Origin of the sequence: Amorphoplanes friuliensis DSM 7358, assembly GCF_000494755.1 — a bacterium.
GTDB lineage: Bacteria > Actinomycetota > Actinomycetes > Mycobacteriales > Micromonosporaceae > Actinoplanes > Actinoplanes friuliensis.
This window is the reverse complement of record NC_022657.1, coordinates 9,064,804-9,089,898: the sequence shown is the minus strand read 5'-3', so window position 1 is coordinate 9,089,898 and position 25,095 is coordinate 9,064,804. Positions and strand designations below refer to the sequence as shown.

General features: G+C 70.3%; 23 protein-coding genes and 1 tRNA gene. 14 read left to right on the top strand and 10 right to left on the bottom strand.

The genetic code is table 11. From position 1 onward, the window contains the following. Positions 1–2: 2 nt before the first annotated feature. The gene (locus tag AFR_RS41920; protein ID WP_041843410.1) at positions 3–1,154 is read right to left on the bottom strand and encodes an FIST signal transduction protein; all 1,152 of its coding nucleotides are present in this window, start codon (positions 1,152–1,154) and stop codon (positions 3–5) included. Between the two features lie 82 nt (positions 1,155–1,236). Here AFR_RS41920 and pyrE point away from each other — a divergent pair, with 82 nt between their 5' ends. The 6 genes from pyrE (at position 1,237) to AFR_RS46570 (ending at position 4,675) form a co-directional block, all read left to right on the top strand. Then, positions 1,237–1,752 (top strand): orotate phosphoribosyltransferase, encoded by a 516-nt coding sequence (gene pyrE / locus AFR_RS41915; RefSeq protein ID WP_041841571.1) that lies wholly within the window; start codon positions 1,237–1,239, stop codon positions 1,750–1,752. Between the two features lie 96 nt (positions 1,753–1,848). Further along, positions 1,849–2,397, top strand: a complete 549-nt coding sequence (locus AFR_RS41910; protein WP_023562925.1) for an ArsR/SmtB family transcription factor — start codon at positions 1,849–1,851, stop codon at positions 2,395–2,397. Continuing rightward, complete coding sequence (locus AFR_RS41905) at positions 2,394–3,593, top strand: MFS transporter (RefSeq protein WP_023562924.1); 1,200 nt, start codon at positions 2,394–2,396, stop codon at positions 3,591–3,593. Before AFR_RS41910 ends, AFR_RS41905 begins: the two co-directional genes overlap by 4 nt. A gap of 17 nt (positions 3,594–3,610) precedes the next feature. Next, positions 3,611–3,967, top strand: a complete 357-nt coding sequence (locus AFR_RS41900) for a hypothetical protein (protein WP_041841570.1) — start codon at positions 3,611–3,613, stop codon at positions 3,965–3,967. A 191-nt stretch (positions 3,968–4,158) separates the two neighbouring features. After that, positions 4,159–4,377, top strand: a complete 219-nt coding sequence (locus AFR_RS41895) for a hypothetical protein (RefSeq protein ID WP_023562922.1) — start codon at positions 4,159–4,161, stop codon at positions 4,375–4,377. 79 nt (positions 4,378–4,456) lie between these two features. Further along, positions 4,457–4,675 carry a hypothetical protein gene (locus AFR_RS46570; RefSeq protein WP_148308226.1) on the top strand — a complete coding sequence of 73 codons (219 nt, stop codon included), beginning with the start codon at positions 4,457–4,459 and terminating at the stop codon, positions 4,673–4,675. Between the two features lie 99 nt (positions 4,676–4,774). Here AFR_RS46570 and AFR_RS41890 read toward each other — a convergent pair. Next, positions 4,775–4,851, bottom strand: a tRNA-Pro gene (locus AFR_RS41890). A gap of 72 nt (positions 4,852–4,923) precedes the next feature. Continuing rightward, positions 4,924–5,817 (bottom strand): metallophosphoesterase, encoded by an 894-nt coding sequence (locus AFR_RS41885; protein WP_023562921.1) that lies wholly within the window; start codon positions 5,815–5,817, stop codon positions 4,924–4,926. 25 nt (positions 5,818–5,842) lie between these two features. Here AFR_RS41885 and AFR_RS41880 point away from each other — a divergent pair, with 25 nt between their 5' ends. After that, a complete protein-coding gene (locus AFR_RS41880; protein ID WP_023562920.1) occupies positions 5,843–6,295 on the top strand; it encodes a GatB/YqeY domain-containing protein in 453 nt (150 codons plus the stop codon). A gap of 47 nt (positions 6,296–6,342) precedes the next feature. On the opposite strand, the gene AFR_RS41875 is transcribed toward AFR_RS41880, so the two are convergent. Beyond that, positions 6,343–8,742 carry a transglycosylase domain-containing protein gene (locus tag AFR_RS41875; RefSeq protein WP_023562919.1) on the bottom strand — a complete coding sequence of 800 codons (2,400 nt, stop codon included), beginning with the start codon at positions 8,740–8,742 and terminating at the stop codon, positions 6,343–6,345. A 312-nt stretch (positions 8,743–9,054) separates the two neighbouring features. Here AFR_RS41875 and AFR_RS41870 point away from each other — a divergent pair, with 312 nt between their 5' ends. Continuing rightward, positions 9,055–9,357 carry a WhiB family transcriptional regulator gene (locus AFR_RS41870; protein ID WP_041832981.1) on the top strand — a complete coding sequence of 101 codons (303 nt, stop codon included), beginning with the start codon at positions 9,055–9,057 and terminating at the stop codon, positions 9,355–9,357. A 7-nt stretch (positions 9,358–9,364) separates the two neighbouring features. On the opposite strand, the gene bagB is transcribed toward AFR_RS41870, so the two are convergent. The 3 genes from bagB to AFR_RS45690 form a co-directional block, all read right to left on the bottom strand. After that, on the bottom strand, positions 9,365–10,504 hold the full coding sequence (bagB, locus tag AFR_RS41865) for an ArsA family ATPase (protein ID WP_023562918.1): 1,140 nt from the start codon (positions 10,502–10,504) through the stop codon (positions 9,365–9,367). Between the two features lie 61 nt (positions 10,505–10,565). Further along, positions 10,566–11,516 (bottom strand): ATPase BagA, encoded by a 951-nt coding sequence (gene bagA / locus AFR_RS41860; RefSeq protein ID WP_041841569.1) that lies wholly within the window; start codon positions 11,514–11,516, stop codon positions 10,566–10,568. Positions 11,517–11,539: 23 nt separating this feature from the next. Continuing rightward, complete coding sequence (locus tag AFR_RS45690) at positions 11,540–12,418, bottom strand: Rv0361 family membrane protein (protein ID WP_023562916.1); 879 nt, start codon at positions 12,416–12,418, stop codon at positions 11,540–11,542. A 156-nt stretch (positions 12,419–12,574) separates the two neighbouring features. Here AFR_RS45690 and sp36 point away from each other — a divergent pair, with 156 nt between their 5' ends. From sp36 to AFR_RS41835, 5 genes are all read left to right on the top strand, one after another. Beyond that, a complete protein-coding gene (sp36, locus tag AFR_RS46565) occupies positions 12,575–12,730 on the top strand; it encodes a Sp36 family protein (RefSeq protein WP_023562915.1) in 156 nt (51 codons plus the stop codon). Beyond that, positions 12,727–13,218 carry a RidA family protein gene (locus AFR_RS41850; RefSeq protein ID WP_023562914.1) on the top strand — a complete coding sequence of 164 codons (492 nt, stop codon included), beginning with the start codon at positions 12,727–12,729 and terminating at the stop codon, positions 13,216–13,218. Before sp36 ends, AFR_RS41850 begins: the two co-directional genes overlap by 4 nt. Positions 13,219–13,323: 105 nt before the next feature. Next, positions 13,324–14,127 carry an MBL fold metallo-hydrolase gene (locus tag AFR_RS41845; protein ID WP_023562913.1) on the top strand — a complete coding sequence of 268 codons (804 nt, stop codon included), beginning with the start codon at positions 13,324–13,326 and terminating at the stop codon, positions 14,125–14,127. Beyond that, complete coding sequence (locus AFR_RS41840; RefSeq protein WP_041841568.1) at positions 14,124–17,768, top strand: adenylate/guanylate cyclase domain-containing protein; 3,645 nt, start codon at positions 14,124–14,126, stop codon at positions 17,766–17,768. The genes AFR_RS41845 and AFR_RS41840 overlap by 4 nt, the downstream gene beginning before the upstream one ends. A 31-nt stretch (positions 17,769–17,799) precedes the next feature. After that, on the top strand, positions 17,800–19,311 hold the full coding sequence (locus AFR_RS41835) for a serine/threonine-protein kinase (RefSeq protein WP_041841567.1): 1,512 nt from the start codon (positions 17,800–17,802) through the stop codon (positions 19,309–19,311). On the opposite strand, the gene AFR_RS41830 is transcribed toward AFR_RS41835, so the two are convergent. From AFR_RS41830 to AFR_RS41820, 3 genes are all read right to left on the bottom strand, one after another. Beyond that, positions 19,312–21,318, bottom strand: coding sequence for an ATP-binding protein (locus tag AFR_RS41830; RefSeq protein ID WP_023562910.1), 2,007 nt, complete (start codon positions 21,316–21,318; stop codon positions 19,312–19,314). It abuts the gene before it with no gap. Between the two features lie 20 nt (positions 21,319–21,338). Further along, positions 21,339–22,790: a carboxyl transferase domain-containing protein gene (locus tag AFR_RS41825; protein WP_023562909.1), complete on the bottom strand. Its 1,452-nt coding sequence runs from the start codon at positions 22,788–22,790 to the stop codon at positions 21,339–21,341. Positions 22,791–23,005: 215 nt separating this feature from the next. Beyond that, positions 23,006–23,683 (bottom strand): Crp/Fnr family transcriptional regulator, encoded by a 678-nt coding sequence (locus AFR_RS41820; protein ID WP_023562908.1) that lies wholly within the window; start codon positions 23,681–23,683, stop codon positions 23,006–23,008. Between the two features lie 203 nt (positions 23,684–23,886). Here AFR_RS41820 and AFR_RS41815 point away from each other — a divergent pair, with 203 nt between their 5' ends. After that, positions 23,887–25,062, top strand: coding sequence for a CapA family protein (locus AFR_RS41815; RefSeq protein WP_041843407.1), 1,176 nt, complete (start codon positions 23,887–23,889; stop codon positions 25,060–25,062). The last annotated feature ends 33 nt before the right edge of the window (positions 25,063–25,095 follow it).

Here is a 25,095-nt window from a genome sequence, read left to right as displayed (position 1 = left end):
GATCAGGCCACAGCCAGCGTGACGAGGGTCAGGGCGTGGGTGCCGAGCGAGCCGCGTACGCGGGCGATCTCGCCCATCGTGTAGAAGCCGCCGAACGGTACGTCCCCGAGCACGGCCCGCATGCCGGCGACCTCCTCCTGGACGCCGTCGTCACCGAGCGCACCCCACCGGCCCGCGCAGTTGAAGGTGAAAACTCCGAGCGGCTCGGCGTCTCCCAGCATCTCGACCGCCTCGGCGCAGGACCGCTCGGCCCCCTCGATCAGCGACTGACGTTCGCTGTCCATCAGCCAGCACAGCGCACCCTGCGGCACGGTCGCGCCGCTGACCACGGACCGGTCCTTCTCGTCGTATCCGTGCACGACCCGGATGTCCACACCGCTGCGCCGCGACAACCCCAGCGACTGCAGGTCGGTGGGGCCCAGGTTGATGCTGTCCAGCCCTCGCTTGCGCAGCAGCACGTCGAGGGCGGGCTCGCCGTCCAGCTCGTAGATGCGGCCGCCGTCACTGCGGGTCACGACCATCGGCGGCTCGACGCGGTGCCACCCGTGCGCGATCCCGACACCCAGCGGCGCGTCCGAACCGATCGCGACCCCGACCACCGTGCCGGTCAGCGCCCGGTCCTGATGGAACTGGAAGCTGCGCCGGGTGCCCCGGTCGTCACCCGCAAAACCGCCGACCAGCGGCACACCCGCACCGACCACGGAGTAGGCGCCCCGGACGATCTCGTGCGGGTCGCCGGAAAAGCCGTCGCAGAGCAACATCAGCACGCTGTGCGGCCGGTCCATTCCGGCCATGGCGGCGGCTACGTCCGCACCCGCTTCCCGATGACCCGTCCCACCGATGTGCGCAACGCGCGTCCGGACCGTGAACCCGTCACCGCCGAGCGCCGTGACAGCCACCGAACCCCGTGCGGGCCCACCACCGGAGGACAGCTCGCCCAGCGTTGTGGCTCCGACCACCGCGGCGTCCGGCCCGGCCTCGGCCCGGACCCCGGCCAGCAGCGCGTCCAGGTCATGCCCGGCCGAGCAGAACACAAAAACAGCCTTCGGCGTACGCCCGGCCAGCGCCGCACCCGCAGCCTCAGCACCGGCCTTCCCGGAATCCGGAGCGGTGCTGTGTCCGGTGCCGAACCAGCGTCCCGTGGCACTCTGCATGATGATCACATCGGCAGGTCCGCCGAAGACCTGAGTGGGTCGCCTTCACGCGTCCCGCCCCGGCCTGACAGGCTGTTCCCTTGTGACTGACTCTGACCTTGCGCGGCAGGTCCGCGACGTGAGCCGACTGACCGGTGAGTTCGTTCTGCGCTCCGGCCGGACCGCCACCGAGTATTTCGACAAGTACCAGTTCGAGGCCGACCCTGTCCTCCTGGACCAGCTCGCCGAGCAGATGGCCGTCCTCATCCCCGAAGGCACCGAAGTCCTCGCCGGCCTCGAAATGGGCGGCATCGCCGTGGTGACCGCCCTCGGCCGCCACGCCAAACTCCCGTGCGCCTTCGTCCGCAAGGAAGCCAAGAAGTACGGCACCGCCCGCCTCTCCGAAGGCGCCGAGGTAGCCGGCCGCCGCGTGCTGGTGGTCGAGGATGTCGTCACCTCCGGCGGCCAGGTCGTCATCTCCACCGGCGAACTCCGCAAACTCGGCGCCCACGTCGACCACGCCCTCTGCGTCATCGACCGTCAGGAAGGCGGCGCCCAGGCCCTCGCCGACGCCGGCATCACCCTGCGGGCGCTGCTGACCCGCGCCGATCTGTCCTAGCCGGATCAGCCCGACCAGCGAGGCCCGCGTCCGAGGCGACGCGGGCTTTTGCTTCGAAAGCTTGAGAAGAAATCTTTGCATAGGTATCTTCTCATCATGACCGGATCACGCACGCTCGGGATCGACGCGCTCAAGGCCCTCGCCCACCCCCTGCGTCAGCAGCTCGTGACGTGGCTTCAGAGGCACGGATCCGCCACGTCGGCCGACCTGGCCGTGGAGTTCGACGCGGACCGTGGCGCGACCAGTTACCACCTGCGGCAGCTGGCCCGGTTCGGGTTCGTCGAGGAGGACACCGAGCGTTCCGCCGGCCGCCGGCGTTACTGGCGCGCGATCCCGCAGGACGTCCGTCTGCCGCGTGGCCCGGCCGACCCGGAACTCGCGCTGGTCGCCGACGAGCTCGGCCGGCAGTGGATGGAGCGCGCGGACCGGGACCTGACGGCCTATCTGTCCCACCGCGACGACTTCGGCGAGTTCGCTGTTGCCGCCCAGCACTCGTTCGGTGGCACGACACTCACAGCCGAGGAGCTGGCCCAGTTCAGCGAGGAGTACATCGCCTTCGCCAGCCGCTGGCACCGCGAACCGAGTCAGGCCGCCCCGGGCAGCCGGCACATCTCTGTCGTCTTCCACGCCTTCCCCACCCCGTGAGCCTCTGGCGCAACCGCGACTTCACCGCGCTGTGGGGCGGTCAGGTCGTCTCCAACCTGGGCGCCTCGATCAGCGGCACAGCGATGCCGCTGCTCGTCCTCACCACCACCGGCTCACCCGCCGACGCCGGACTCGTCGGGGCGGCGGGCACGCTGCCCTACCTCGTCGTCAACCTGCCGGCCGGCCCGCTCGTCGACCGATGGAACCGTCGCAGGATCCTCCTGGTCAGCGAAGTTGTCGCCGGCCTGGCCCTGCTCACGGTCCCGCTGGCGATGTGGTCGGGCGTTCTCACCATCACGCAGCTGGCCGTGGTCGCCTTCGTGCAGGGCGTGTGTTTTGTCTTCTTCGGCCTGACCGAACGCGCCGCCCTCCCGAAAATCGTCCCGGTCGCCCTGCTGCCCACGGCGATCGCCCAGAACGAGGCCAGGAGCCGCGGCGCCGCGCTGGCCGGCCCACCGCTGGGCGGCCTGCTCTTCGGCGCCGGCGCGGCCCTGCCCTTTCTGGTCAACGCCATCTCGTACGTCGCTGCCTCCGCGGCCCTGCTGCTCATCCGCGGCGACCTCCAGAACACCACAACCGCACCCGCCGAACCCCTCTGGCGGGCCACCACCACCGGCCTGCGCTGGATCTGGCGTCACCCCCTGATCCGCGCCGCGATCCTGCTGCTGGCGGCCAGCAACCTGATCTTCCAGGCCCTGGTCCTGGTCATCGTCGTCCTCGCCCAGCACCAGGGCGCCACCCCGGCAACCATCGGCCTGATGCTCGGCATCTACAGCGGCGGAGGACTGGCGGGCGCGCTGGCAGCAAGCAGACTCCACCGCCACGTCACCCCGCGAGCAGTGATCATCGGGATCAACTGGATCTGGGTCGCCCTCCTGCCCCTGCTCGCCCTCACCACCCACCCGATGCAGATCGCCGCCATCGGCGCGGCCTGCGCCTTCATCGGTCCCCTGTGGAACGTCGTGATCACCACCTACGCGAGCGTCCTGGTCCCCAACGAGCTGCTCGGCCGCGTCACCAGCGCCGCCATGACCCTCTCCTGGGGCGTCATGCCGCTCGCCTCCCTCGCCGCCGGCTTCCTGCTCACCACCCTCGGCCCGACCCCCTCCGTGTACGCCCTCAGCACCGCAATGCTCGCCGTAGCCGTGGTGTCCTCCCTGAGCCCGGCCGTCCGCCGCGCACCGGCCCTGACCTGACTCCTACGCTGTCGCCCATGATCGAACGACCCACAGTGAGCTGGCGGCAGTCCCTGGCCGAGGAAGAAACAGCACTCCACTTCGGGCCCCCGGCTTTCATCACCGCGGTGGATTCGGCGCTGGAGGCGTACGAAAAAAGGGTCGAGGGTTTTGAGAACCTCGACGACGAGGAGATCTGGACCGCGGTGGAGAAGGTCGTGCGCGCGCTGAATGCCGCGGACGAAAAGCACGGCGTCATCGAAACCACCATCCGCGAAGACCTCTGCGAATACATCGACGCCGTCCTCACCGACGCCGACATCAACGTCGAAGCCCTGACCACCCGCCGCGGCATCGACCCCTCAGCCCTGACCGACAAATGGCGCGACTGGTAGCAGCGCTGTCATCCGACAGAGTGATGGAGGTCGATCGGCAGGCGGGATACGCTGCGAGGGCTCCGCTCGGAGCACGGAACGAACGAAGCTCGACCTACACAGTCGGCGCGGGACTTACACAAGGACCAGCAGAATTGCCGGTCGGGTGGAGCCCTGTGCGCCTCTCGGCCGGCAGAGCCGAGAGGTAGGGCATGTTCGACCTGGAGTTCCTGAAAGCCAACCTGTGGGCCATCGCCATTCTGCTGGGCCTCTGCGCCCGGCCGGCCGCCGACGTAACCACCTTCTTCTGCGCCATGGTGTTCGTCGAGAAGTCCCAACGCCTGGAAGCCATCAAGGCAATCCGCGCCGGACAAGCGCCAAGAACCGACACACCCCCAACCCCCGAATCCCCGCCGTGGGCGTCAGCCTGACCTGCGCTTCGTGCTTGAACGCCATGGAGCTTCGGCCTCGTCACAACGAGCGGTACAAGGAGGCGAAACCATGGCGGCCATGAAGACCAATTCCGAGAACGCAGCCGAAGCTGACCCCAGGAGAAAGACTGGTACCGAGGCGACCCGTGATGGAGCGCTGCGCACCAAGAATTGCGTTCTCCTCAGTTCGGAGGCGGAGGCTGCGTTGCTCGCCGAGGCCGAAGCCGGCTACGACCCGGAAGGGCTTGTTCCGCGCAGGGCCACGGGTGGGCCGTCGCCCGAGCGAGCTGGCTCGTGAGGTTCTCCGCAAGCCCTGAGGGCTGCGCCGGATAGAGGCAAGAAACAGGTCAGGGCTGGTTCTCCGCGTGGAGAACCAGCCCTGAGCTGGTGTTTCTCTTGGTCGGGGTAGCCGGATTTGAACCGACGGCCTCTTCGTCCCGAACGAAGCGCGCTACCAAGCTGCGCCATACCCCGAGCGTGCTCAGCAATACTAGCCGACGCTGAGGCGGTCGCGAAATCGGTATCCCCTGGTGGTGTTTTGGCTGGTCAGCGGGGGATCAGGGTGAGGATCGTGGCTTCTGGGCGGCAGGCGAAGCGGATCGGGGCGGTCGGGTGGGTGCCCAGGCCGGCCGAGACGTGGAGCCAGGATTCGGAGGCCGGCCAGCGGTGGAGGCCTTTGGCCATGCTGTGGGGGAGGTCGCAGTTGGTGGTCAGGGCGCCGTAGCCCGGGACGCAGACCTGGCCGCCGTGGGTGTGGCCGGCGAGGAGGAGGGTGAAGCCGTCGGCTGCCATGGCGTCGAGGACGCGGGAGGCCGGGGTGTGGGTGACGCCGATGTGCAGGTCGGCGCCGGGGGTGATGGGGCCGGCCACTGACGGGTAGTCGTCCTGGTCGATGTGGGGGTCGTCGACGCCGGCCAGCTCGATGGAGCGGCCGCCGGCCTTCACCACGGTGCGGGCGTTGTTGAGGTCGGACCAGCCGGCGTCGACGAAGGCGGCGCGGAGGTCGTCGGCGGGGAGGTCGACGCCTTGGACGTATTCGCGGTCGGGGAGGAGGTACTGGAGGGGGTTCTTCCAGACCGGGCCGCGGTAGTCGTTGGAGCCGAAGACGAAGGCGCCGGGGACGCCGAGGAGGGGGTCCAACGCTCGGAGGACGCCGGGGACGGCGTTCGGGGAGGCCATGTTGTCGCCGGTGACCACGACCAGGTCGGGGTCGGTGCCGCCGAGGGCGGCGACCCAGGCCTGCTTGCGGCGCTGGTCCGGCATCATGTGGAGGTCGGAGATGTGCAGGATGCGCATCGGCTCGGCGTCGGGTTCCAGGACCGGTACGTCGAAGCGGCGCAGCGTGAACAGGTTGCGTTCGATCAGCGACGCGTAGGCGAAGGTGGCGCCGCCGAGGGCGGTCACGCCGGCGGTCAGGGAGATAAGGGAGCGCTTGCGCATGGCAGCCAGAGTAGTTTGACCGTCCATGGGAACGCTGAAAGACCGCCTGAACGATGACCTGCACTCCGCCATGAAGGGCCGCGACGAGTTGACCACGTCGACGCTGCGGATGGCGTTGACCGCCGTGCGTAACGCCGAGACGTCCGGGACGGCCGCGAAGGTCCTCACCGACGAGGAGGTGCTCGCCGTGCTGACCAAGGAGGCGAAGAAGCGGCGTGAGGCCGCGAACGCTTTTGCCGGGGCCGGTCGCACCGATCAGGCCGCCAAGGAGAACGCCGAGGGCGAGATCCTGGACCGGTACCTGCCCGCGCAGCTCAGCGACGCCGAGATCGACGGCCTGGTCGCGGACGCGCTGCAGGCGGGCGGCTTCACCAGCAAGTGCCAGATGGGCCCGGCCATGAAGGCGGCCCAGGCAGCGGTGGCCGGCCGGGCCGAGGGTGGCCGGGTGGCCGCCTCGGTACGCAAGCAGCTGAGCTGACAAAAAAGCGGGCGGGCCACCCGTGAAAGGTGACCCGCCCGCTCAGCTCATCGCCTGCCTGGTGGTTTCGGCTTGTTCGGATCGTCCGGGCCGGCGGGGTCCTTGCCGGGGCCCTTGCTGATCTCGATGCCGACGTAGCCGTTCTTGATGGTGCGTCCGCTCGGGTTGGTGCCGGCGGCCGTACCCTTCGGGCACTTCGACTCGACTTCCTGGCCGACCGAGGCGCTGAAGCCGGCGCCCTCGATGCGGGACTTGGCACCCGCGAGGGTGGCGCAGGTGACGTCGGGGATCGACCGCTGGTCACCGATCGAGATCTTGGAGCTGCCGGGCTTCTTGAACTGGACCCGGGGTTTGCCCTTGAGGAAGTCGTCCATCGTGTCCCAGACGGCGGGGTTGACGATGTCGTGCGACATCCGGTCCTTGTGGTCCTGGTAGTCCGGGTTGACGAGGTAGCCGGCGATCGTCAGAGAGCTGCTGCCGACGATCAGCGCGGCGGTCTTGTCGTTGTCGGTGGTGCCGGACTTGCCGTAGATCGGGTGCCGGATCGTCTGGTACGCCCGGGCCGCCGTCCGGCTGCTGCCACAGCTGCCGAGCTGGGCGTTGTCGCCGACGGGGCACCGGGCCGCGTCGAGCGCCGCGCGGGCCACGTCGGGTGAGGTCGCCCGGGTGCAGTGCGGCTTGCCGACGTCGATCTTCTCGCCGCTCTTGGACGTGATCTGCTGGACCGGAGTCGGTGCGCAGTACATGCCGTCACCGGCGAGGGTGGCGTACGCGTTGGCCATCTCGAGTGGTGTCGAGGACGAGACGCCCAGCGTGAACGCACCCCACTGGTGGGCCGAGGCCTTGTTGGACGCGAAGTCGGCGTCGTTCTTGGCCCGGAACTGCACACCGAAGCGCTGCGCCACGTCGACGACCTTCTCGGCGCCGACCCGTTCCTGCAGCGGTACGAAGAAGGTGTTGATCGATCGGCTGAAGCCCGTCCACATGTTCGTGATGCCGCCGGCCTTGCCACCGGAGTTGCTCGGGCAGTAGTAGATGCCGTTGCAGGTCGACCGGCCGGGGGCGATGCGGTATTTCGTGACGGCCTTGGCGGGGGCGTTGATGGAGTAGGCGAGGGGATAGCCGTTCTCCAGCGCCGCGACCATCGTGAACATCTTGAACACCGAACCGGCCTGGTAACCGGTGATGTCGCCACCACCGCTGAGCAGCGGGTTCGTCGTGTTCGGGTACGTGCCGCGGATCTTCTTCTTGGCCTTCTTGGGGTCCGAGGAGATCTTGTTCACCGGCTTGTCGGGGTTGTCCAGTTTGAACTTGCGGTTCGCGGCCAGGGCCCGGACGCGGCCGGTGCCCGGCTGGATGCCGGCGAGCAGCAGAGCGTTCTGGTTCTTCTCGGAGATGTGGTCGCCGATGTTCTCGCGGGCGGCCTGCTGCGCCTTGATGTCCATGGACGTCTGGATGCGGTAGCCGCCGCTCTTCAGGCGCCGCTCACGGTCGTACGTGGTCGCGCCGAAGGCGTCCTGGCTCAGCCACCAGCGGTAGAAGTAGTCGCAGAAGAAGCCCCAGTTGTTCTTGGCGACCGAAACGCAGCCGTTGCCGGGGCGCTTCACCGTGCGCTTGATCTTGGTCGCGACGGCCTTCTTGGCGTCGGCCTCGGTGACGAAGCCGAGCTCCTGCATGTCGCTGATGACGTAGTTGCGGCGGTCGAGCGCCTGCGGGTAGCCGCTGGCAGTCGTGGGGTTGAACGCGGTGGGCGCCTTCACCATGCTGGCCAGCAGGGCGGACTCGGCGACCGTCAGATCCTTGGGCTTCTTGCTGAAGTACACCTGGCTGGCGGCGTAGACGCCGTAGGCGCCGTTGCCGAAGGGTGCAGCGTTCAGGTAGCCCTCGAGGATCTTCTCCTTGCTCAGCTCCTTCTCGATCTGCATCGCGTACTTCATCTCGGTGATCTTGCGCTTGGGGGTGTCCTTGGTGGCGTCGACGACCTCCTGAGGACTGGTCGCCGAGTAGGCCAGGGTCATCCGGACCAGCTGCATCGTCAGCGTCGAGGCGCCCTGCTGGGACTTGCCGCTCTTGTTGCTGACGATGGCGCGGGCGACACCCTTCAGGTCGACGCCGTTGTGCTGGTAGAACTCGTGGTCCTCCGCCGAGATGATGGCGTTCTGCATGTTCTTGGAGATGTCCTTGAGCGGGACATCGCTGCGGAACTCGTCGTAGAAGACAGACAGCTGCGTCTTGTTGTCCGACGCGAAGGCTCGCGTGATCTGCGGCGCGGTGGCCCGCCGGAGCTCGCTGGGGAGGCTGGCGAACGTCTCTCCGCCGGCCTTGGCCGCGAGTCCGGACATGGCGACGGCGGGAAAGGCAGCCGCCGCGACGACAACGCCGGCGAGCAGGCCACAGATCAGCAGCGAGGTCGCGTTGGCGAAGATGTTGTGATCGCGTCTGCGCATCCAGGAGGTCACGTGAGCAGGGTACGCGAAAAACGCACGTGACCACGTGTCGAGAAGGTCACGGTTCGCCCAGAATGATTCTGCCTTTTCTGGGGGCTGAGCGTGGTGTTTTCCGCGAAATTCCTCGAACTTCTCACTGTCCGGTCAGCCCGGGATGCCCGGAACTACCGAGGTATACGTTTTTGAGGGACAACGTTGCGTAATCGCCTGACTACAGAGCATGATGATCCGGCGAGCTATCGCACGACGTCAGCGGGACTCGGGGGACATGAGTCCGCAGACGTCAGGGGAAGCAAGGGGGGACGTGAACAGATGGGAATGATCAGCGACTGGCCCAGCATGGCGGCGTGTCAGAGTGGCGACCCTGACGCATTGTTCGTGCAGGGCGCCGAGCAGAACGTGGCGAAGAGGATCTGCCGCAGCTGCCCGGTCCGCTACGAGTGCCTTGCCGATGCACTGGACAACCGGATCGAGTTCGGGGTCTGGGGAGGCATGACCGAGCGGGAGCGCCGCGCACTGCTGCGCCGGCACCCGCACGTGGCGAGCTGGCGGAAGATGTTCGAAGCCGCGCTGCGGGAGAAGGGCGCCGACAAGGTGCTCGTCTCCACCCGCTGATCCTTTGTCAGGAGAGCGCTGCACCGATTGTCCGCAGCCCGTCGACGTCGTGAACGTCGGCGGGCTGCGCTGTCACCGCGACCGTGGGAACCTGCGGGAACGCGTCCGTGAACTGGGCGGCCACCCGCACCTCCCGCTCGATCTGCCGCAGCAGCGCGCTGTGGATCCGCAACGCGTCCGCGGTCGTCTGCTGATCACCCTCGGCATCCAGCGCGATCGCCGCGGCCTCGGCCTCCTCCCGCGGGAGGGTGTCGATCGCTGTCTGATGCGTGCGGTTGAGGACCAGGCCCGCGAGCGGCATGCGCTCCGCGACCAGCCGCTCCGCAAAATACGCGGCCTCGCGGACGGCGTCGCGCTCCGGCGCGGCGACCAGCAGGAAAGCGGTCTGCGGATCCTGGAGGATCCTGTACGTCTCGTCGGCGCGCTGCCGGAACCCGCCGAACATCGAGTCCAGGGCGGACACGAAGCCCGACAGGTCGGTCAGCAGCTGGGCGCCCAGAATCTTCTGCACGGCCCGCGAGAAGATCCCGAACGAGGCCGTGACCAGGCTGAACATGCTGCGACCGCCGCGTGCCGGCGCCATCAGCATGCGCAGCATCCGGCCGTCGAGGAAGCGTGAGAGGCGGGCCGGGGCGTCGAGGAAGTCCAGCGCCGACCGCGACGGCGGGGTGTCGACGACGATCAGGTCCCACTCGTCACCCGAGCGCAGCTGACCCAGCTTCTCCATGGCCATGTATTCCTGCGTGCCCGAGAACGTCGAGCTCATGGCCTGGTAGAACGGGTTCGCGAAGATCTCCGCGGCGCGCTGCGGCGAGGTGTGCTCCTGCACGACCTCGTCGAACGTCCGTTTCATGTCGAGCATCATGGCGTGCAGCTCGCCGCCGGTGGCCTCGGTGTCGATGCCCTTGACCTGACGCGGGGTGTTGTCCAGCTCGGTCAGGCCCATCGACTGGGCGAGCCGGCGGGCCGGGTCGATGGTCAGCACCACCGTGCGGCGTCCGTGCTGCTCGGCGGCCCGCAGGCCGAGGGCCGCGGCGGTGGTCGTCTTGCCCACCCCGCCGGCCCCGCAGCAGACCACGATTTTGGTGGACGGGTCGGCCAGCAGAGCGTCGACGTCCAGGCGAGGGGTGGTCTGTTCAGCTGCCACGTTTCGAGCGTACTGACTAGTGGCCCCTGACGTGGTGCAGAGCGCTGCCGTGTGTGGCCGGTCAGACACTCATGAGGAGACCGGCCAGCTCGTGCAAGCCGTCGCGGTCGACACCACCGGCGAGCAGCGGCAGCTCGATCATCGGCCGGCCCAGCTCGACGAGCTCGCTGCGCAGCGACTCCTCCAGCTCCCGCCGGGTGAGGTGGGCCTTGGCCTCGGCGTGCAGGCCGTTGACCGTGGCCGCGTCCGTGGGCAGCCCGGCGGCGGCCAGACCCCGCTTGAGCTCGACCTTCGTGACCTTGCCGGAGGCGAGCAGCGCCGGGCGGGCGGCGTTCACGATGATCCGGCCGACCGGGATGTTCAGCGCGGTCAGCTCGGCGATGGCGTCCAGGCTCTCCTGGACCGGCATCTCCTCCAGCAGCGTCACCACGTGCACCGAGGTCATGGGTGAGCGCAGCAGGGAGGCGACCCCGTCGCTCTGCGTCTTGATCGGGCCCATCTTCGCCAGGCGCGCGGTCTCGGCGGTGACGTTGAGGAAGCGCCCGATGCGGCCGGTCGGCGGCGCGTCCAGCACCACGGCGTCGTAGGCGCGCTTGCCGTCGGACGACCGGGTGGTGGCCTCCTTCACCTTGCCCGTGAGCAGGACGTCGCGCAGGCCGGGGGCGATCGTGGTGGCGAAGTCGATCGCACCGATCTTGCGCAGGGCCCGCCCGGCCGCGCCGAGCTTGTAGAACATGTCGAGATATTCGAGCAGGGCTTCCTCGGGATCCACGGCCAGCGCGCGGACCTCACCGTCACCCCGGGCCGGCGTCGCGATGCGCTTCTCGGCGTACGGGAGGGGGTCGATGCCGAAGAGCTGGGCGATGCCCTGACGGCCCTCGACCTCGACGAGCAGCGTGCGGTGCCCGCCCGCGGCCAGGCCGAGCGCCAGCGCCGCGGCCACCGTGGTCTTGCCTGTCCCGCCCTTGCCGGTCACGACGTGCAGGCGTGCCGGCCACTCGTTGCTAGCCACGTCTTCGAGCGTACGGCCTGCGGTCAGCTGCTCACGTCGCACACGAGCCAGCCGGTCTTGTGCACCACCGTGAACGTGAGCTGCTGCTGCGCCGTCTTCTCGTCGTCGGTGGTCATCGTGAGCTGCACGGCGACCGTGGCACGCTCCTCCGTCTGCGCCGAGACGGCCGGGTCGTTCCAGCGAAAGGAGGGCGCGTCGTACTCGTTCGCGTACCCCTTGATCTGGTTGATGCGGTCCTCGAGCTTGTCCTCGTCGCGCGCCTCGCGGCAGACGGTGTCACCGGCGGAGGCCGGGTCCTGCTGGGTGTAGACCGCGGTCATGAAGCGGTTGACCGCGCCGGCCGGGTCGGGTGCGCCCTTGCCGCTGTCGGCGTCGCGCAGCAGCATGATCGCCGACAGCGTGCCGCCACCGAAGATCAACAAAGTCAGGACCAGGGCCAGCGACACCCACAAGCCGGTACGCCGTTGCCGCGCCGGCGCCTCGAGCACGGTCGTCTCGGTCGAATGCGGATCGAACGGGACCTGCCACGGCTGCGGCAGCATGCCGAGCGGGATCGCCTCGGTCTGCAGATCGTGCTGCGGGCCCGGCTCGACCTCGGCAGGCGGCGAGTGCTCCCACGCGAGGTGCTCGGGCGGCTCGGTGCGCCACTCGCCCGGTTTTTCGTGGCGGGCGTGGAACGGCTCGGTCGGCGGCGGCTGGTGCCAGACCAGATCACCCTCGAGGACCTGCTCCTCGGTGACCGTCGGCGTGAAGGGCGCATGACCGGGTTCGCCCGGGTAGGCACCGACGGGCGGCCATTCGGGCAGTTCAGCAGGCGGGGGCGCGTCGAAGAAGTCCGGCTCGGGTCCGTCCGCGGCGGCGATCGAGGACGTACGCGGAGCCTCGCCCTGCGGTTGCGTCATCGTGCCCCCTCGGCCGGCGGAGTCGGGGCCGCGTCGCCCCGTGCTCAGCGTAACGAAATCCGGACAGCCGCGAGGCAGCTCCGGCCGCCTGGCTAGGCTGTCGCCGAAGTCGACGGGCGCGGGCCCGGGGCCGAGTGACAGGGAGCTGGACGAGCAATGCAGAAGTGGGAGTACGTGACCGTGCCGCTGCTGGTCCACGCGACCAAGCAGATCCTCGACAACTGGGGCGAGGACGGGTGGGAACTGGTGCAGGTCGTGCCCGGCCCCAACACCGACCAGCTGGTGGCGTACATGAAGCGGGCCAAGGCGTGACCGCCCCGACCCCGGTGAGCGGCGAGGGTGGTGTGGACATCTACGCGCGCCTGGCCGAGCTGGGGTTGACGCTGCCGTCGGTCGTGCCGCCGCTGGCGTCCTACGTGCCGGCCGTGCAGTCCGGCAACCATGTCTACGTCTCCGGTCAGCTGCCCATGGTCGACGGCAAGCTGCCGTACGTCGGCAAGGTCGGCGCCGAGGTCACGCCCGAGCAGGGCACCGAGCTGGCCCGGTACTGCGCGCTGAACGCCCTCGCGGCGATCGACGCGCTGGTCGGCCTCGGGCGCGTCGTCAAGATCGTGAAGCTGACCGGCTTCGTCGCCTCGGCGGAGGGCTTCACCGGCCAGCCCGCCGTGGTCAACGGTGCCTCCAACCTCTTCGGCGACGTGCTCGGCGAGCAGGGCCGGCACGCCCGCAGCGCCGTCGGCGTGTCCGAGCTGCCGCTGGGTGCCCCCGTCGAGGTGGAAGTCATCGCGGAGATCGCCTGACCCGCGCCGGTACGTGTGGATTTTCCGTTGTGACGTGACCGCCGGTGACCGGATCGCACATCCGGTCCCCGGTCGGTCAGCGCAGAGCGACGTACGATTCCCTGCATGGGGGCCGCCGAGGTCGAGGAGTTACCGGGCTGGGTGACGCTGCTGCGCGCCCCGAATCCGGGTCCGATGACGCTCGACGGCACCAACACCTGGGTGCTGCGCGCGCCGGGGGCCGAACACGCGGTGGTCATCGACCCCGGCCCGCTGGACGAGGACCATCTCGCGCGGATCGCCGGCCACGGACCGTACCTCTTCATTCTGGTCACCCACGGTCACCACGATCACGTCGAGGGCGCCGCCCGGCTCTCCGAGATCCTGGGCGGTGTCCACGTGCTCACCGCGGACCCGCAGCACAGTGTCGGTGCCGGGGTGCTGGCCCGCGACGAGTCGTTCGGCGGTGACGGTCTCGAGATCCGTGTGCTGGACACGCCCGGTCACACCGCCGACTCCGTCTGCTTCCTGGTCGAGTGCGGCGACGAGCGTGTCGTGTTCACGGGCGACACCATCCTGGGCCGCGGTACGACCGTGGTGGCCTGGCCCGACGGCGACCTGGGCGACTACCTGACCAGCCTCGAGGCTCTCACGGCGTACGAGAAGGTGGTGATGTTGCCCGGCCACGGCCCGGCGCTGGACGACTGCGGCGCGGTTGCCCGTGCCTATCTGGCCCACCGCCGTGACCGGCTCGCACAGGTGAGGGCCGCGGTCGCCGCTGGTGCCGACTCCCCGGAGACCGTGGTCGACGTCGTGTACCCCGATATCGCACCCGGAGTCCGATTCGCGGCCGAGTGGTCCGCGCGTGCCCAACTCGAATACCTGAGGCGGGAATCACAGCGGACCCCCGAACAGTTGGACCCGCTGTGACCTGTCCCGTGTGTGGAACCGTCGCCGTTCCCGGTGCCCGTTTCTGCCACAACTGTGGTGCCGCCCTGCCGGCTGCCGCCACTCTGCCCGCGGCGGAGCGGCGGATCGTCACCGTGCTCTTCGGCGACCTCTCCGACTTCACGTCGTGGTCCGAGGATCTCGACCCCGAACGGGTCGGCGCGGTGACCGACCGGGTGCTCGCCGCGCTGGCCGGGGCGGTCAAGACCTTCGGCGGTCACGTCGACAAGCTCACTGGTGACGGCATCATGGCTGTCTTCGGTGCGCCCGTCGCGCACGAGGACGACGCCGAACGTGCCGTCCGGGCCGCTCTCAGCATGCAGCGCGCCGTGCGCCGGGTGCTCGACGACGAGCGTGGTGGCGGTGCGCCGCTGGGCCTGCGGGTCGGGCTGAACACCGGCGAGGTCGTCGCGGGCATCCAGGCCTCGATCGAATACACGGTCATCGGCGACACCGTGAACACCGCGGCCCGGCTGGCCGACGCGGCCGCCGTCGGTGCGGTCTACGCGGGGTCGCGCACCTCGGCCGGCACCCGGCACGTCGCCTCCTGGCGGCAGCTGCGGGCGTTGCGGCTCAAGGGGAAGCGGGAGCCCGTCCCGGCTTACGAGCTGCTGGGACTGCACGACGCACCCGGCACCCGATCGGGCCTGGGCGACGAGGCGCCGTTTGTCGGTCGTGAGACCGAGCTGGGCCGGGTCTCCGGCCGGCTCGCCGAGGTCATCGACTCCGGCACACCGCGCGTGATGGTGATGACCGCCGAGGCCGGCATCGGCAAGACGCGCTTCGCGGGTGAGGTCAAGCGCTTCGCGGCCGGGTACGACGTCGGTGCCGGGCGGTTCGCCACCCACACCGGCGCGCGGGTGCTGCGGGCGCGGTGCCGGGCGTTCGGTGAGCGCCGGCGGTTCGCTCCGCTGGCCGACCTGGTCCGCAAGTCCGTCGGCCTGCCCAAGGACGTCGCCGCCACGATCACCCGGCCGGTCGTCGAGGAGCGCCTGCGCAAGCTCGTGACCCGGCTGACCCGCGACGGTGAGGCGCCCGAGGTCGACATCGACCGGCTGCTCGCCCTGCTCGGTTACGGCGACGCGCCCGCCAACCCGGTCGGTCCGGCGGCGGTCGCGGAATATCAGCCGACCGGTGGCACCCGTGCGGAGACCGAGACCATCCCGGTGGCCGTGGCGGGGCTGCTCAGTGCCCTGGCCCGCGAGACGCCGCTGGTGGTCATCGTCGACGACCTGCACGACGCGACCGCCGAGACGATCGACGCGCTGGGTGCGGTGCTCTCCCGCCTGGACGGCCCGGTGGTCCTGCTGCTGCTCGGCCGGCCAGAGCTCGTCCGGACCGCGGGCGCCCTGACCCGCCTCGCCGACGCCGAGATCCACACGCTGCCGCCGCTGCGGGGTGCGGACGCCTCCCGGCTGCTCACGTCCTATCTCAACGGCGGCAAGCTGCCGCAGGCCGACGCCGACCGGCTGCTCGCCACCGCGCAGGGCAACCCGTTCTACCTGGCCGAGCTGGTGACGCTGCTGATGGAACGCGGCGCGCTGATGCCGGCCGTCGGCGCCAACGCCGCCGGCAAGTGGCAGCTCGCGGCCGGATCGATGGGCAGCCAACTGCTCTCCCGCGACCTCGCCGCTGTGCTCGCCGCCCGCATCGACGCCCTGCCGACCGAGCCCCGCTCGGTGCTGCGGGACGCCGCGGTCGTCGGCGACACCGTGCCGACCGGAGTCATCGAGGCCCTCCGCGAACGCCGGGCGCCCAGTGACGCCCGGCCGGGGGCGGTCGCCGCCGTCGAGCTCGAACGGGCCGTCGACGAGCTGCTCCAGCGCCGCATGCTGCACCGGGTCCGCGGCGGTTACGCGTTCAGCACGCCGCTGATGCGTGAGGCCGCGTACGCCGGGCTGGGCAAGGCCGACCTGGCCGACCGGCACGCGTACCTCGCCCGCTGGGCCGCGCCGGAGACGGTCGCGGCGCTGGGCTACGACAGCGCGAGCCGCCTCAGCCTGGGTGAGAACGAGCGTGACGCGTTCGTGGCGACCCACGCCGAGTGTGCGGTCGAGCTGGCCGACGCCGTCCGGTTGCGACCCGACGCCACCGCCCGCGAGGTGACCCCGCTCGGTGTTTCGGCGCTCGGCCGGATGGCCCGCCGGGCGCTGGCCAACATCGAACCGGCGGCCTCCATCCAGTACGCCGAACGCGCCGCCGGCATCGCCAAGGACAGCCTGCCGCTCTCCGACCAGCTCGTGCACGCCCGTGCGCTGCTGCGCCTGGGCCGGGCGTCGGAGGCCCTCACCTACGGCGAGAAGATCGCCGAGAGCGCCAACGAGGAGCCGGTGTGCCGCGCCGAGGCCCTGCTGGTCGTCGGCCGGGCCCAGGAAGCTCTCGGAGACAGCCAGCGTGCCGTTGCGGCCTGGCAGCAGGCGCTGGAGGTCGCCACCGAGGCCGAGCTGGCCCCGGAACGCGCCAACGCCATGCGGCGGCTCGGCATGGCCGACTTCCTCTCGGGCAAGCTCAGTCAGGCGAGCAGTCGTTTTGCCGCGGCGTACCAGGTGACGCTCTCCGCGGGTGACCGGCACGGTCAGGCCTGGGCCCTGCAAAACCTGGCCTGGGTGACGACCACCCGGGGCGACTTCGCCGGTACGGACGCAGTGCTCGGCCGCGCGGCCCGCCTCTTCGCCGAGCTGGGCGATCCCGTCGGACGCTCGTGGCTGCGCGGCACGACAGCGTTCGCGCGCCTGCTGGCCGGACGGCTGCACGAGTCGCGGCGGCTGGCCCGGATCTTCCTGCCGTTCGGGGACCGGGTCGGCGAGGGCTGGGCGGTCGGCACGCTGCGGGCCGTCGAGGCGTACGCCGCAGCCGAGCTGGGTGACCTGGCCGAGGCGGACGGCGAGGCGCGCCGGGCGTACCGGGAGTTTGCGGCCGTGTCCGACGACTGGGGCCGCGGGCTGGCGCTGGTCGTCCGCGGCGCGATCGCCCGTGGCCTGAACGAGCCCGAGCACGCCGAGGACCTGCTGACCGACGCCCTGGGTTATGCCGACCGCACCGGGCACCCGCTGCTGCTCGGCATGGCCGGCACGCTGCGCGGCTTCGTGGCGTTGCAGCGCGGCGACGTCGAGGCGGCCGAGGCCGACGCCCGCCGGGTGATGACGGCCGTGGAGCCGCACAATCCGCTGGCTCCCGCACAGGTCGGACCCCGGGTGCTGCTGGCCGAGGCGCGCCTTCGTGCGGGTGACGCCGCCACGGCGGTCGGGCTGCTCGCGCCGATAGCCAGTGACACCGGCGGTTCGCTCATCTTCTCGCGGCGGCACGCGCTGGCGTCGTACGCGTCGGCCCTGCTCGCCGACGGTCGCGTCGACACGGCAGCGGCCTGGGTGCGACGCGCCCGGGAAGTTCCCGCCGAAGATGTTCGCAGTGGTGTCGTGACCGCCATGGTCCTCGCCCGGGTGAATGCCGCGGCCGGCGCGATGGACGAAGCCCGGGACGCCGCGGAGGAGGCTGTGCTGCTCGCATACTCGACCGAGCAGGCGAGTGAGCGGCTCTCCGCGGAGGAACTCCGGGACGCTCTGACCCACTCCACGGTGGAACCGCCCGAATCTGTCGCGTACGCGTCTGACGTGCCGGGATGAAGCTGACCACCGGTCGCGTATTTTCTAAGCCGTGACCGACACCCCGCCTGGCCGTCTGCCCGTGCCCTACGTGCCTGGCATGTCCGGCTTGTCGGTCATGGCCAGGGGTGGGTATGCCACCGTCTACCGCGCCACCCAGGATTCCGTCGGCCGTGACGTCGCCATCAAGGTCGAGAACAGGACCCTGGACAACGCCCGTGACCAGGCGCGATTCCTGCGGGAGGCCAAGGCCGCGGGCCGCATGTCGTCGCACCCGCACGTTGTCGACCTCTTCGACGTCGGTGTGACCGTCGACCAGCACCCGTACCTGATCATGGAGTTGTGTGACGGGTCCTACCTCGACCGGATGCGGATCTCGCCGCTCTCCGCCGCCGAGGCCCGCGATCTCGGCGTCAAGATCGCCGACGCGCTCGTGCACTCGCACGCCGCCGGAGTGCTGCATCGCGACGTCAAGCCCGCGAACATCCTGTATTCGCACTTCAACCCGGCCGTGCTCGCCGACTTCGGGCTGGCCGTGCTGGGCGAGATGCGTGATTCCTCGGTGACGCTCGAGGTGCTGACCCCCGCGTACGCGCCGCCGGAGATGTTCTCGCACGCCGAGCCGTCCGGTGCGGTCGACGTCTACGCCCTCAGTGCGACTCTCTACGCCGTCATGCGCGGGCGGCCGCCGCGCTGGGAGTCCGACCGCAGTCCCAGCCTGATCACCCTGATGGACCTCTTCAACCACCCGATCCCGGAGCTGCCCGGCGTCCCGCGCGCGCTCATCGAGATCCTCCGGTACGGCATGGCGAACGACCCCCGCGCCCGGCCGACGGCTGAGCAGCTGCGCGAGATGCTCGCCGGACTGCACCTCGGCCCGGGCGGCCAGCAGCCCCCGCCGACCGTCTACCGCTCGTCGACGTTCCAGCCGCCGGAACCCCGCCCGATGCCGCCGGACCCGCGGCCGCGCCCGCCGGTCTCGCCGACGCGTGAGGTGCACCCCGACGAGACGCCGACCGTCCACACGGAAGGCCGCAAGCGCAACAAGCGGAAGTGGCTCTTCGGCGGCTTCGGCGTGTTCCTGCTGCTGGCGGCCTCGGTCGGCGGAGCGATGCTCGCGTCGTCGCAGGGCCCGAAGGTGCGCTCGCTGGCCAACCGGTTCGTCGCGCCCGCCACCTCGACCGTGCCGGTGGCCCTCTCACGGCTGCCCGGCTGCACGTCCGGCAAGGCGTACTGCCCCGACCAGCTCGAGTGCTACACGCGGCGTGCGGACAGCGGTCACCTGGCGCGCAAGGTCTCGTGCGCGCGGCCGCACAGCTGGGAGGTGTTCGCGGTCGGCGAGCTGCCGTCCGGTGTGGAGCCGCACGACCGGGACGCCGTCACCACCGACCCGATCGTGCGCGCGGTGTGCAGCACCAAGACTTTCCGCCGGACGACCACCCGCACCGACAGCCGCGAATGGGCGCTGTCGGTGCTGCCGCCGACCACCGCGGACCGGGTGTTCCGGTGCCTGGCGGGTCAGGGTGTCAACCAGCTCCGCGGGCCGGTGCTGGCCCGCGGCTGATCACTCCGGGTCCAACACAGCCAGGAGTTCGCCCGTGTCGACTTCCGCGCCCGGGTGCACCGGCAGCGACGCGACAACGCCGGCGGACGGCGCGTGGACGGGGTGCTCGAGCTTCATCGCCTCGAGTGTGAGCAGCAGTTCTCCGGCGCGTACCCGCTGACCCGGCACCACCAGCACCCGGCGTACGGCCCCGGGGAGCGGGGCGATCAGCGAGCCCTCGGTGGCCTCCGGCGCCGGCAGCGGGAAGCGGGACAGCTCACGCAAAGTGACCGAGCCCTCGGGGCTGTCCACGTAGGAGATGTCGCCGACGCGGTGCACCTTGAGGCTGAGCCGGATGCCGTTCACGTCCAGGTCGACCCGGCCGCCGTCGGCGTGCACGACCACCGTGGGCGGGTGGTCGTCCAGCGTCGGAGCCTGCCCGAGACCGGCCAGGTCCAGCTCCTCGGGATCCACGGACCGGACCCACCAGCCGGCGAGCTCGCCGTGGCGGTTCATCCGGTAGCCGACCTCGACCGGGCCGGCCGGGCCGTCGTAGACCGCGGTCTGCGAGCCGGACGGGACGTTGCGCCAGCCCGAGGGCAGCGACGCGAGCACGGGTGCGGTCGCCCGCCGGGCGGCGGCACCGGCCAGGGCCGCGGCCAGGCACGAGATGCGGACCGCGTCGACGGACGACAGCAGCGGCGCGAAGACCTCGGGATGCCGGTCCAGGAAGCCGGTGTCCACATCGCCCGCCCGGAACGCCTGGTGGCGCAGCACGCGGACGAGCAGGTCACGGTTGGCCACCACACCGTGCAGCTGGGCCCGGGTCAGCGCCGAGGCGAGCATCCGGGCCGCCTCCTGCCGGGTCGGCGCCCAGGCCACCAGCTTGGCCAGCATCGAGTCGCCCTGCAGACCCACGACCGAGCCGTCCACCACACCGGCGTCGAGGCGCAGACCCGGCTGGGGCAGGGGCCGGAACGAACCCGCCACATCCGGTACGGCGAAGCGGTGCAGGGTGCCGGACGCGGGCAGCCACGCGTACGCGGGGTCCTCGGCGCAGATCCGCACCTCGATGGCGTGACCGCGGATCGGCGGCGGCCCCGGCATCGGCAGGTGGCCACCCTCCGAGACCAGCAGCTGCAGCCGCACCAGGTCGTACCCGGAGACGCACTCGGTGACCGCGTGCTCGACCTGCAGACTCGGGGTGAGCTCGAGGAACCAGAAGTCGCCCTGCTCGTCGAGAAGGAACTCGACGGCGCCGGCACCGACGTACCCGATGGCGCGGACGGCGATGATCGCGGCCCGGCACAGCTCCTCCCGCAGTGCGGGGTCGACGGCCGGTGACGGCGTCTCTTCGATGATCTTCTGGTAGCGGCGCTGGACCGAGCACTCGCGCTCACCGAACGGCACCACGGCGCCGTGCGCGTCCGCGATGATCGGCACCTCGATGTGCCGCACGTTCTCCACGTACGGCTCACAGAAGACCTGGTCGCCGGTCTCCTGCCGCGTCGACGCCATCGCCTCGGCGAGGGTGACGGGATCCCGCACGACCCGCATGCCCTGGCCGCCCTGCCCACCCGACGGCTTGATCAGCACCGGGAAGTCGGTGATGGTCTCCGGGTCGGTCATCGTCGGCAGGACCGGGACACCGGCCTCCGCGACGACGGCCTTCGTCTCGATCTTGCTGTGCAGCAGGCCGAGGGTCTTCGCCGGCGGGCCGACCCAGATCATCCCGGCGTCCGCGACCTCGGCGGCAAAATCGGGGTCCTCGGCGAGCAGCCCGTCACCGGGATGGATCGCGTTCACACCGGCCCGCTTGGCCGCGGCGATGATCAGGTCACCGCGCAGATAGGTCGAGGCCGCCGTGCCCCCGGAGAGGTGCACGGCGTAGTCCGCCTCCGTGACGTGCGGCGCATCGGAATCGGCATCGGAGTAGACGGCGACCGTCTCGATGCCGACCAGGCGGCAGGTGGCGAACACCCGGCGGGCGATCTCGCCGCGGTTGGCCACCAGAAGACGTCGGATCACTGGTCTACCTTTCAGGGACTTCAGGGTCGGAAGACGCCGACGTGCTCGGCACCCTCGACAGCCGCGCTGTGCACGGCGGACAGGCAGAGACCGAGGACCGTACGGGTGTCGCGGGGATCGATGACGCCGTCGTCCGGCAGCTTGCCGCGGGGGCTCGAACCCTCCGCGGGTCGCTCCACCGGCCAGCTGAACAGGAACCGCGGCTCGTAGGCGCGGCCGTAGATGCCACCCGCCTCCTCGGCAGGAGTGCCGCCGATCATGAGGGTCAGGTGCGGCACGGTCGACTTCGCGACGGCGTGCACCAGCGGGGCGCCGTGCCGGACGTCCGCGGCCTCGTGGGCCTCGGCCGCCGCCGCGCCCGTGTACTGCACGAACAGCAGTGAGGTCGCTGTTGCGTTGGCGAGCTGGATGAAGTGGACGGCCTTCTGGGTCTCCGCCGGTGAGAACGCGCCGCCGAGGTTCGCGAGCACGCCGATCGGGTAGCCGTGCAGCTCACCCCAGCCGGTCACGAGCGCGGTGCCCTGCGACGGCTTGAACTCGTCGAAGTCGCTGCCGTCGAGAATCCGGGCCAGCACCTCGTGCGGCTCGAACACCGTCGACGGGTCGGCGCCGGCCAGCGTGAGCAGATCCTCGGCGTCGTACTTCGGGGGGATCGGCGGCCAGGCCCGGGGCGCGGGACCGCGTTTGCGCCAGTTGAACCGGCGTACGCATTGGCGGGCCAGGCGCAGGCCGTCACGCTCGTCCTCGGCCAGCTGATCGGCCGGGCCGGTCACCCCGGCGGGGACGGTCGGCGCACTGCGTACCTCGGGGGCGGGCCGGCCGTTCGCGCCGGCCGCGCGGACCGGCTGCGGGTGGATCGTCAGCATCTTCGCGTGCCCACGGACCATGATCGTGTAATCCGAGAGCGCCGGCAGGTAGGCCGCGTCGCCGGTCGTCGCGCCGAAGACCACGCAGACGGTCGGCACCCGGTCGGCCGTCAGCTGACTCAGGTCACGGGCGATGGCACCGCCCGGCGGCGGCCCCGACGGCGCCGCCGCGCCGGTCGACTCGACCAGATTCACCAGCGGCAACCGGTTCATCGAGGCGATCCGCGCAGCCCTACGGATCTTCTCCACCGTGTACGGGTTGACGGCCCCACCGTCCACCGTCGGATCGTTGGCGATGACCACACACTCGACGCCCTCGACAACGCCGATGCCGGTCACCACACTCGCCCCGACGGGAAAGTCCGAGCCCCACGCCGCGACCGGTGACAGCTCGAGGAACGGGCTGTCCTGGTCCAGCAGCATCTCGACGCGTTCCCGGGGCAGCAGCTTGCCCCGGGCGTGGTGCCTGGTCACCCACTTCTCGCCGCCACCCGCGCGCGCCGCCTCCAGCGCTGCCTCGAGCTCGGCCAGCCGCTCCAGCATCGCGCTGCGGCTCTCCAGATAGGCCGGGGTACGCGGGTCGATAGAGGTGTCGAGCACGGTCACGTCGTCACCCCGCTGCGCTCCACGCCCGCCACCATGTTCAAAGCCGCGCCCTCTCACCCGTGTAGTGCCTCTCGACCACCTCCGTAACGAGCGGCTGACCGGGTGCGACACGGATCATGAGGCGGCGGCTTTGTCCCCTGATCAGGTGGGCGCGCACGCGTTGTAGGGGCCGCCCCGGAGGACGGCCCCTATCGTGTTACGGCGGATCGGCTGGGTCAGACCCGCGCGCGGCGGGCCAGCCTCTCCGGGTCGAGGATGATGACGCTCTTGCCGTCGAGTCGCAGCCAGGCGCGGGACGCGAAGTCCGCGAGCGCCTTGTTGACCGTCTCCCGGGAAGCGCCGACGAGCTGCGCCAGCTCCTCCTGGGTCAGGTCGTGCGTGACCCGCAGGACGCCACCGTCCCGGGTGCCGAAGCGGCCTGCCATCTGCAGCAGGTTCTTGGCCACCCGGCCGGGCACGTCCGTGAAGATCAGGTCCGCGAGGGCATCGTTCGTCCGGCGCAGCCTGCGGGCCAGGACCCGCAACAGCTGCTCGGCGATCTCCGGCCGGTTGTTCAACCACGGGCGCAGCGACGACTTCTTCAGTCGCGCCAGGCGCGTGTCGGTCACCGCGGTGGCCGTGGCCGTCCGCGGACCGGGGTCGAACAGGGACAGCTCACCGAGCATGTCCGAAGGACCCATGATCGAGACGAGGTTCTGCCGACCGTCAGCTGCCCGGCGACCAAGCTTGATCTTTCCGGAGAGAACGATGTAAAGGCTGTCACCCGCCTCGCCCTCATTGAAGACGATGTCCCCCTTGCGGAACTCGATCGTCTCCATCTCCTTGGCGAGTGCCTCGGCAGCCTCCGGGTCAACGCCCTGGAAGATCCCGCTGCGAGCCAGTACCTCATCCATCGCTGTACCTCCGACTACGCGCTTCGCCGCGCACGATCAGTCTAGGCGCACGCGGGCCGTAAACGGGCGGGCACCCCTCGATCCAGATCTCGCAGCGTAACCGCTCGTGCCGCGAAGGTCGGAAGAATCGTCGCTCTCGGTGAGCAATGACCGGCCGTTCGACGGTCGCCACCGCCTGTCGGCCGACGGTATCGTCCTCGTCGATGAATGCCCACCCCCCACAGCGTCATCGCGGTCTGTTCGGCCGCCCGGTCCTCACCGCCACCATCGCGATCGCCGTGCTCGCAGGCGCGGGGCTCGGTGGTGTGGCGCTCGCGGATCGGGGATCCGACACTCCCCCCGCACCCGTCTGGAAGCTCCCGCAGGCCGCCCCGGCCACCGCACCCGAACTCGAATCGGCCCCCGTGGGCGAGACGATCACGTTCTCGGCCACCGGGGACATCATCATGGGCAGCGCGCCCGGCAAACTCCCGGCGAACGACGGCCAGGGCTTCTTCGACTCCGTCAAAGAGGGCCTGAAGTCCGACCTGGTGATGGGCAACCTCGAACAGCCGCTCACCGGCGACACCGGCACCTCCAAGTGCGGAACCCCGCCCCGGGCCAACTGCTTCGCCTTCCGCTCCCCGCCCTCGTACGCCGGGCACCTCGCCGACGCGGGCTTCGAGCTGCTCAACACGGCGAACAACCACTCCAAGGACTACGGCTCCCAGGGCTACCGGAACACCGTCGACGCCCTCGAAGGCGCCGGCCTGAAGCACACCGGGGCCCAGGACCAGATCACCGTCGTCGAGGTCAAGGGTGTCAAGGTCGCGGTCGTGGGCTTCTCCCCGTACGCGGGAGCGAACAACCTGAACGACCTGAGTGCGGCGCGTGCCGTCATCAAGAAGGCAGCAGGCCGCGCGGACCTGGTCGTGGTGCAGGTGCACATGGGCGCCGAGGGCTCCGGCATGGGCCACGTGAAGCCCGGCACCGAGACCTTCTTCGGCGAGAACAGGGGCGACCCGATCAAGTTCTCCAAGGCGGTCATCGACGCCGGAGCGGACGTGGTCGTCGGGCACGGACCCCACGTGCTGCGCGGCATGCAGTTCTACCAGGGCAAACTCATCGCGTACAGCCTGGGGAACTTCGCGGGCGGCGGCAACACCCTCAGCAGCGGCGGCGTCCTGAAATACGGCGGCATCCTCCACGTCTCGCTTCACCAGGACGGCTCGTACGCCGGCGGCAAGTTCCTCTCGACCTACCTGAACTCGACCGGAAAACCGACCCGGGACAGCAAGAACGAGCGTGGACTGGCCCGCGTCCGCGAGCTCTCGACCGCCGACTTCGGTGACACCGCGGCGACCATCGGTGAGGACGGATCCATCGCACCACCGGCGTGACGGGTACGTGACCGAAAGCCGTCGGGGGTTCGA

Excerpts from the sequence above, each read along its gene's own strand:
- AFR_RS41920 (WP_041843410.1), bottom strand. The coding sequence starts at position 1,154 with ATGCAGAGTGCCACGGGACGCTGGTTCGGCACCGGACACAGCACCGCT.
- AFR_RS41910 (WP_023562925.1), top strand. The coding sequence starts at position 1,849 with ATGACCGGATCACGCACGCTCGGGATCGACGCGCTCAAGGCCCTCGCC.
- AFR_RS41900 (WP_041841570.1), top strand. The coding sequence starts at position 3,611 with ATGATCGAACGACCCACAGTGAGCTGGCGGCAGTCCCTGGCCGAGGAA.
- AFR_RS41895 (WP_023562922.1), top strand. The coding sequence starts at position 4,159 with ATGTTCGACCTGGAGTTCCTGAAAGCCAACCTGTGGGCCATCGCCATT.
- AFR_RS46570 (WP_148308226.1), top strand. The coding sequence starts at position 4,457 with ATGAAGACCAATTCCGAGAACGCAGCCGAAGCTGACCCCAGGAGAAAG.
- AFR_RS41885 (WP_023562921.1), bottom strand. The coding sequence starts at position 5,817 with ATGCGCAAGCGCTCCCTTATCTCCCTGACCGCCGGCGTGACCGCCCTC.
- AFR_RS41880 (WP_023562920.1), top strand. The coding sequence starts at position 5,843 with ATGGGAACGCTGAAAGACCGCCTGAACGATGACCTGCACTCCGCCATG.
- AFR_RS41875 (WP_023562919.1), bottom strand. The coding sequence starts at position 8,742 with ATGCGCAGACGCGATCACAACATCTTCGCCAACGCGACCTCGCTGCTG.
- AFR_RS41870 (WP_041832981.1), top strand. The coding sequence starts at position 9,055 with ATGGGAATGATCAGCGACTGGCCCAGCATGGCGGCGTGTCAGAGTGGC.
- AFR_RS45690 (WP_023562916.1), bottom strand. The coding sequence starts at position 12,418 with ATGACGCAACCGCAGGGCGAGGCTCCGCGTACGTCCTCGATCGCCGCC.
- sp36 (WP_023562915.1), top strand. The coding sequence starts at position 12,575 with ATGCAGAAGTGGGAGTACGTGACCGTGCCGCTGCTGGTCCACGCGACC.
- AFR_RS41845 (WP_023562913.1), top strand. The coding sequence starts at position 13,324 with ATGGGGGCCGCCGAGGTCGAGGAGTTACCGGGCTGGGTGACGCTGCTG.
- AFR_RS41820 (WP_023562908.1), bottom strand. The coding sequence starts at position 23,683 with ATGGATGAGGTACTGGCTCGCAGCGGGATCTTCCAGGGCGTTGACCCG.
- AFR_RS41815 (WP_041843407.1), top strand. The coding sequence starts at position 23,887 with ATGAATGCCCACCCCCCACAGCGTCATCGCGGTCTGTTCGGCCGCCCG.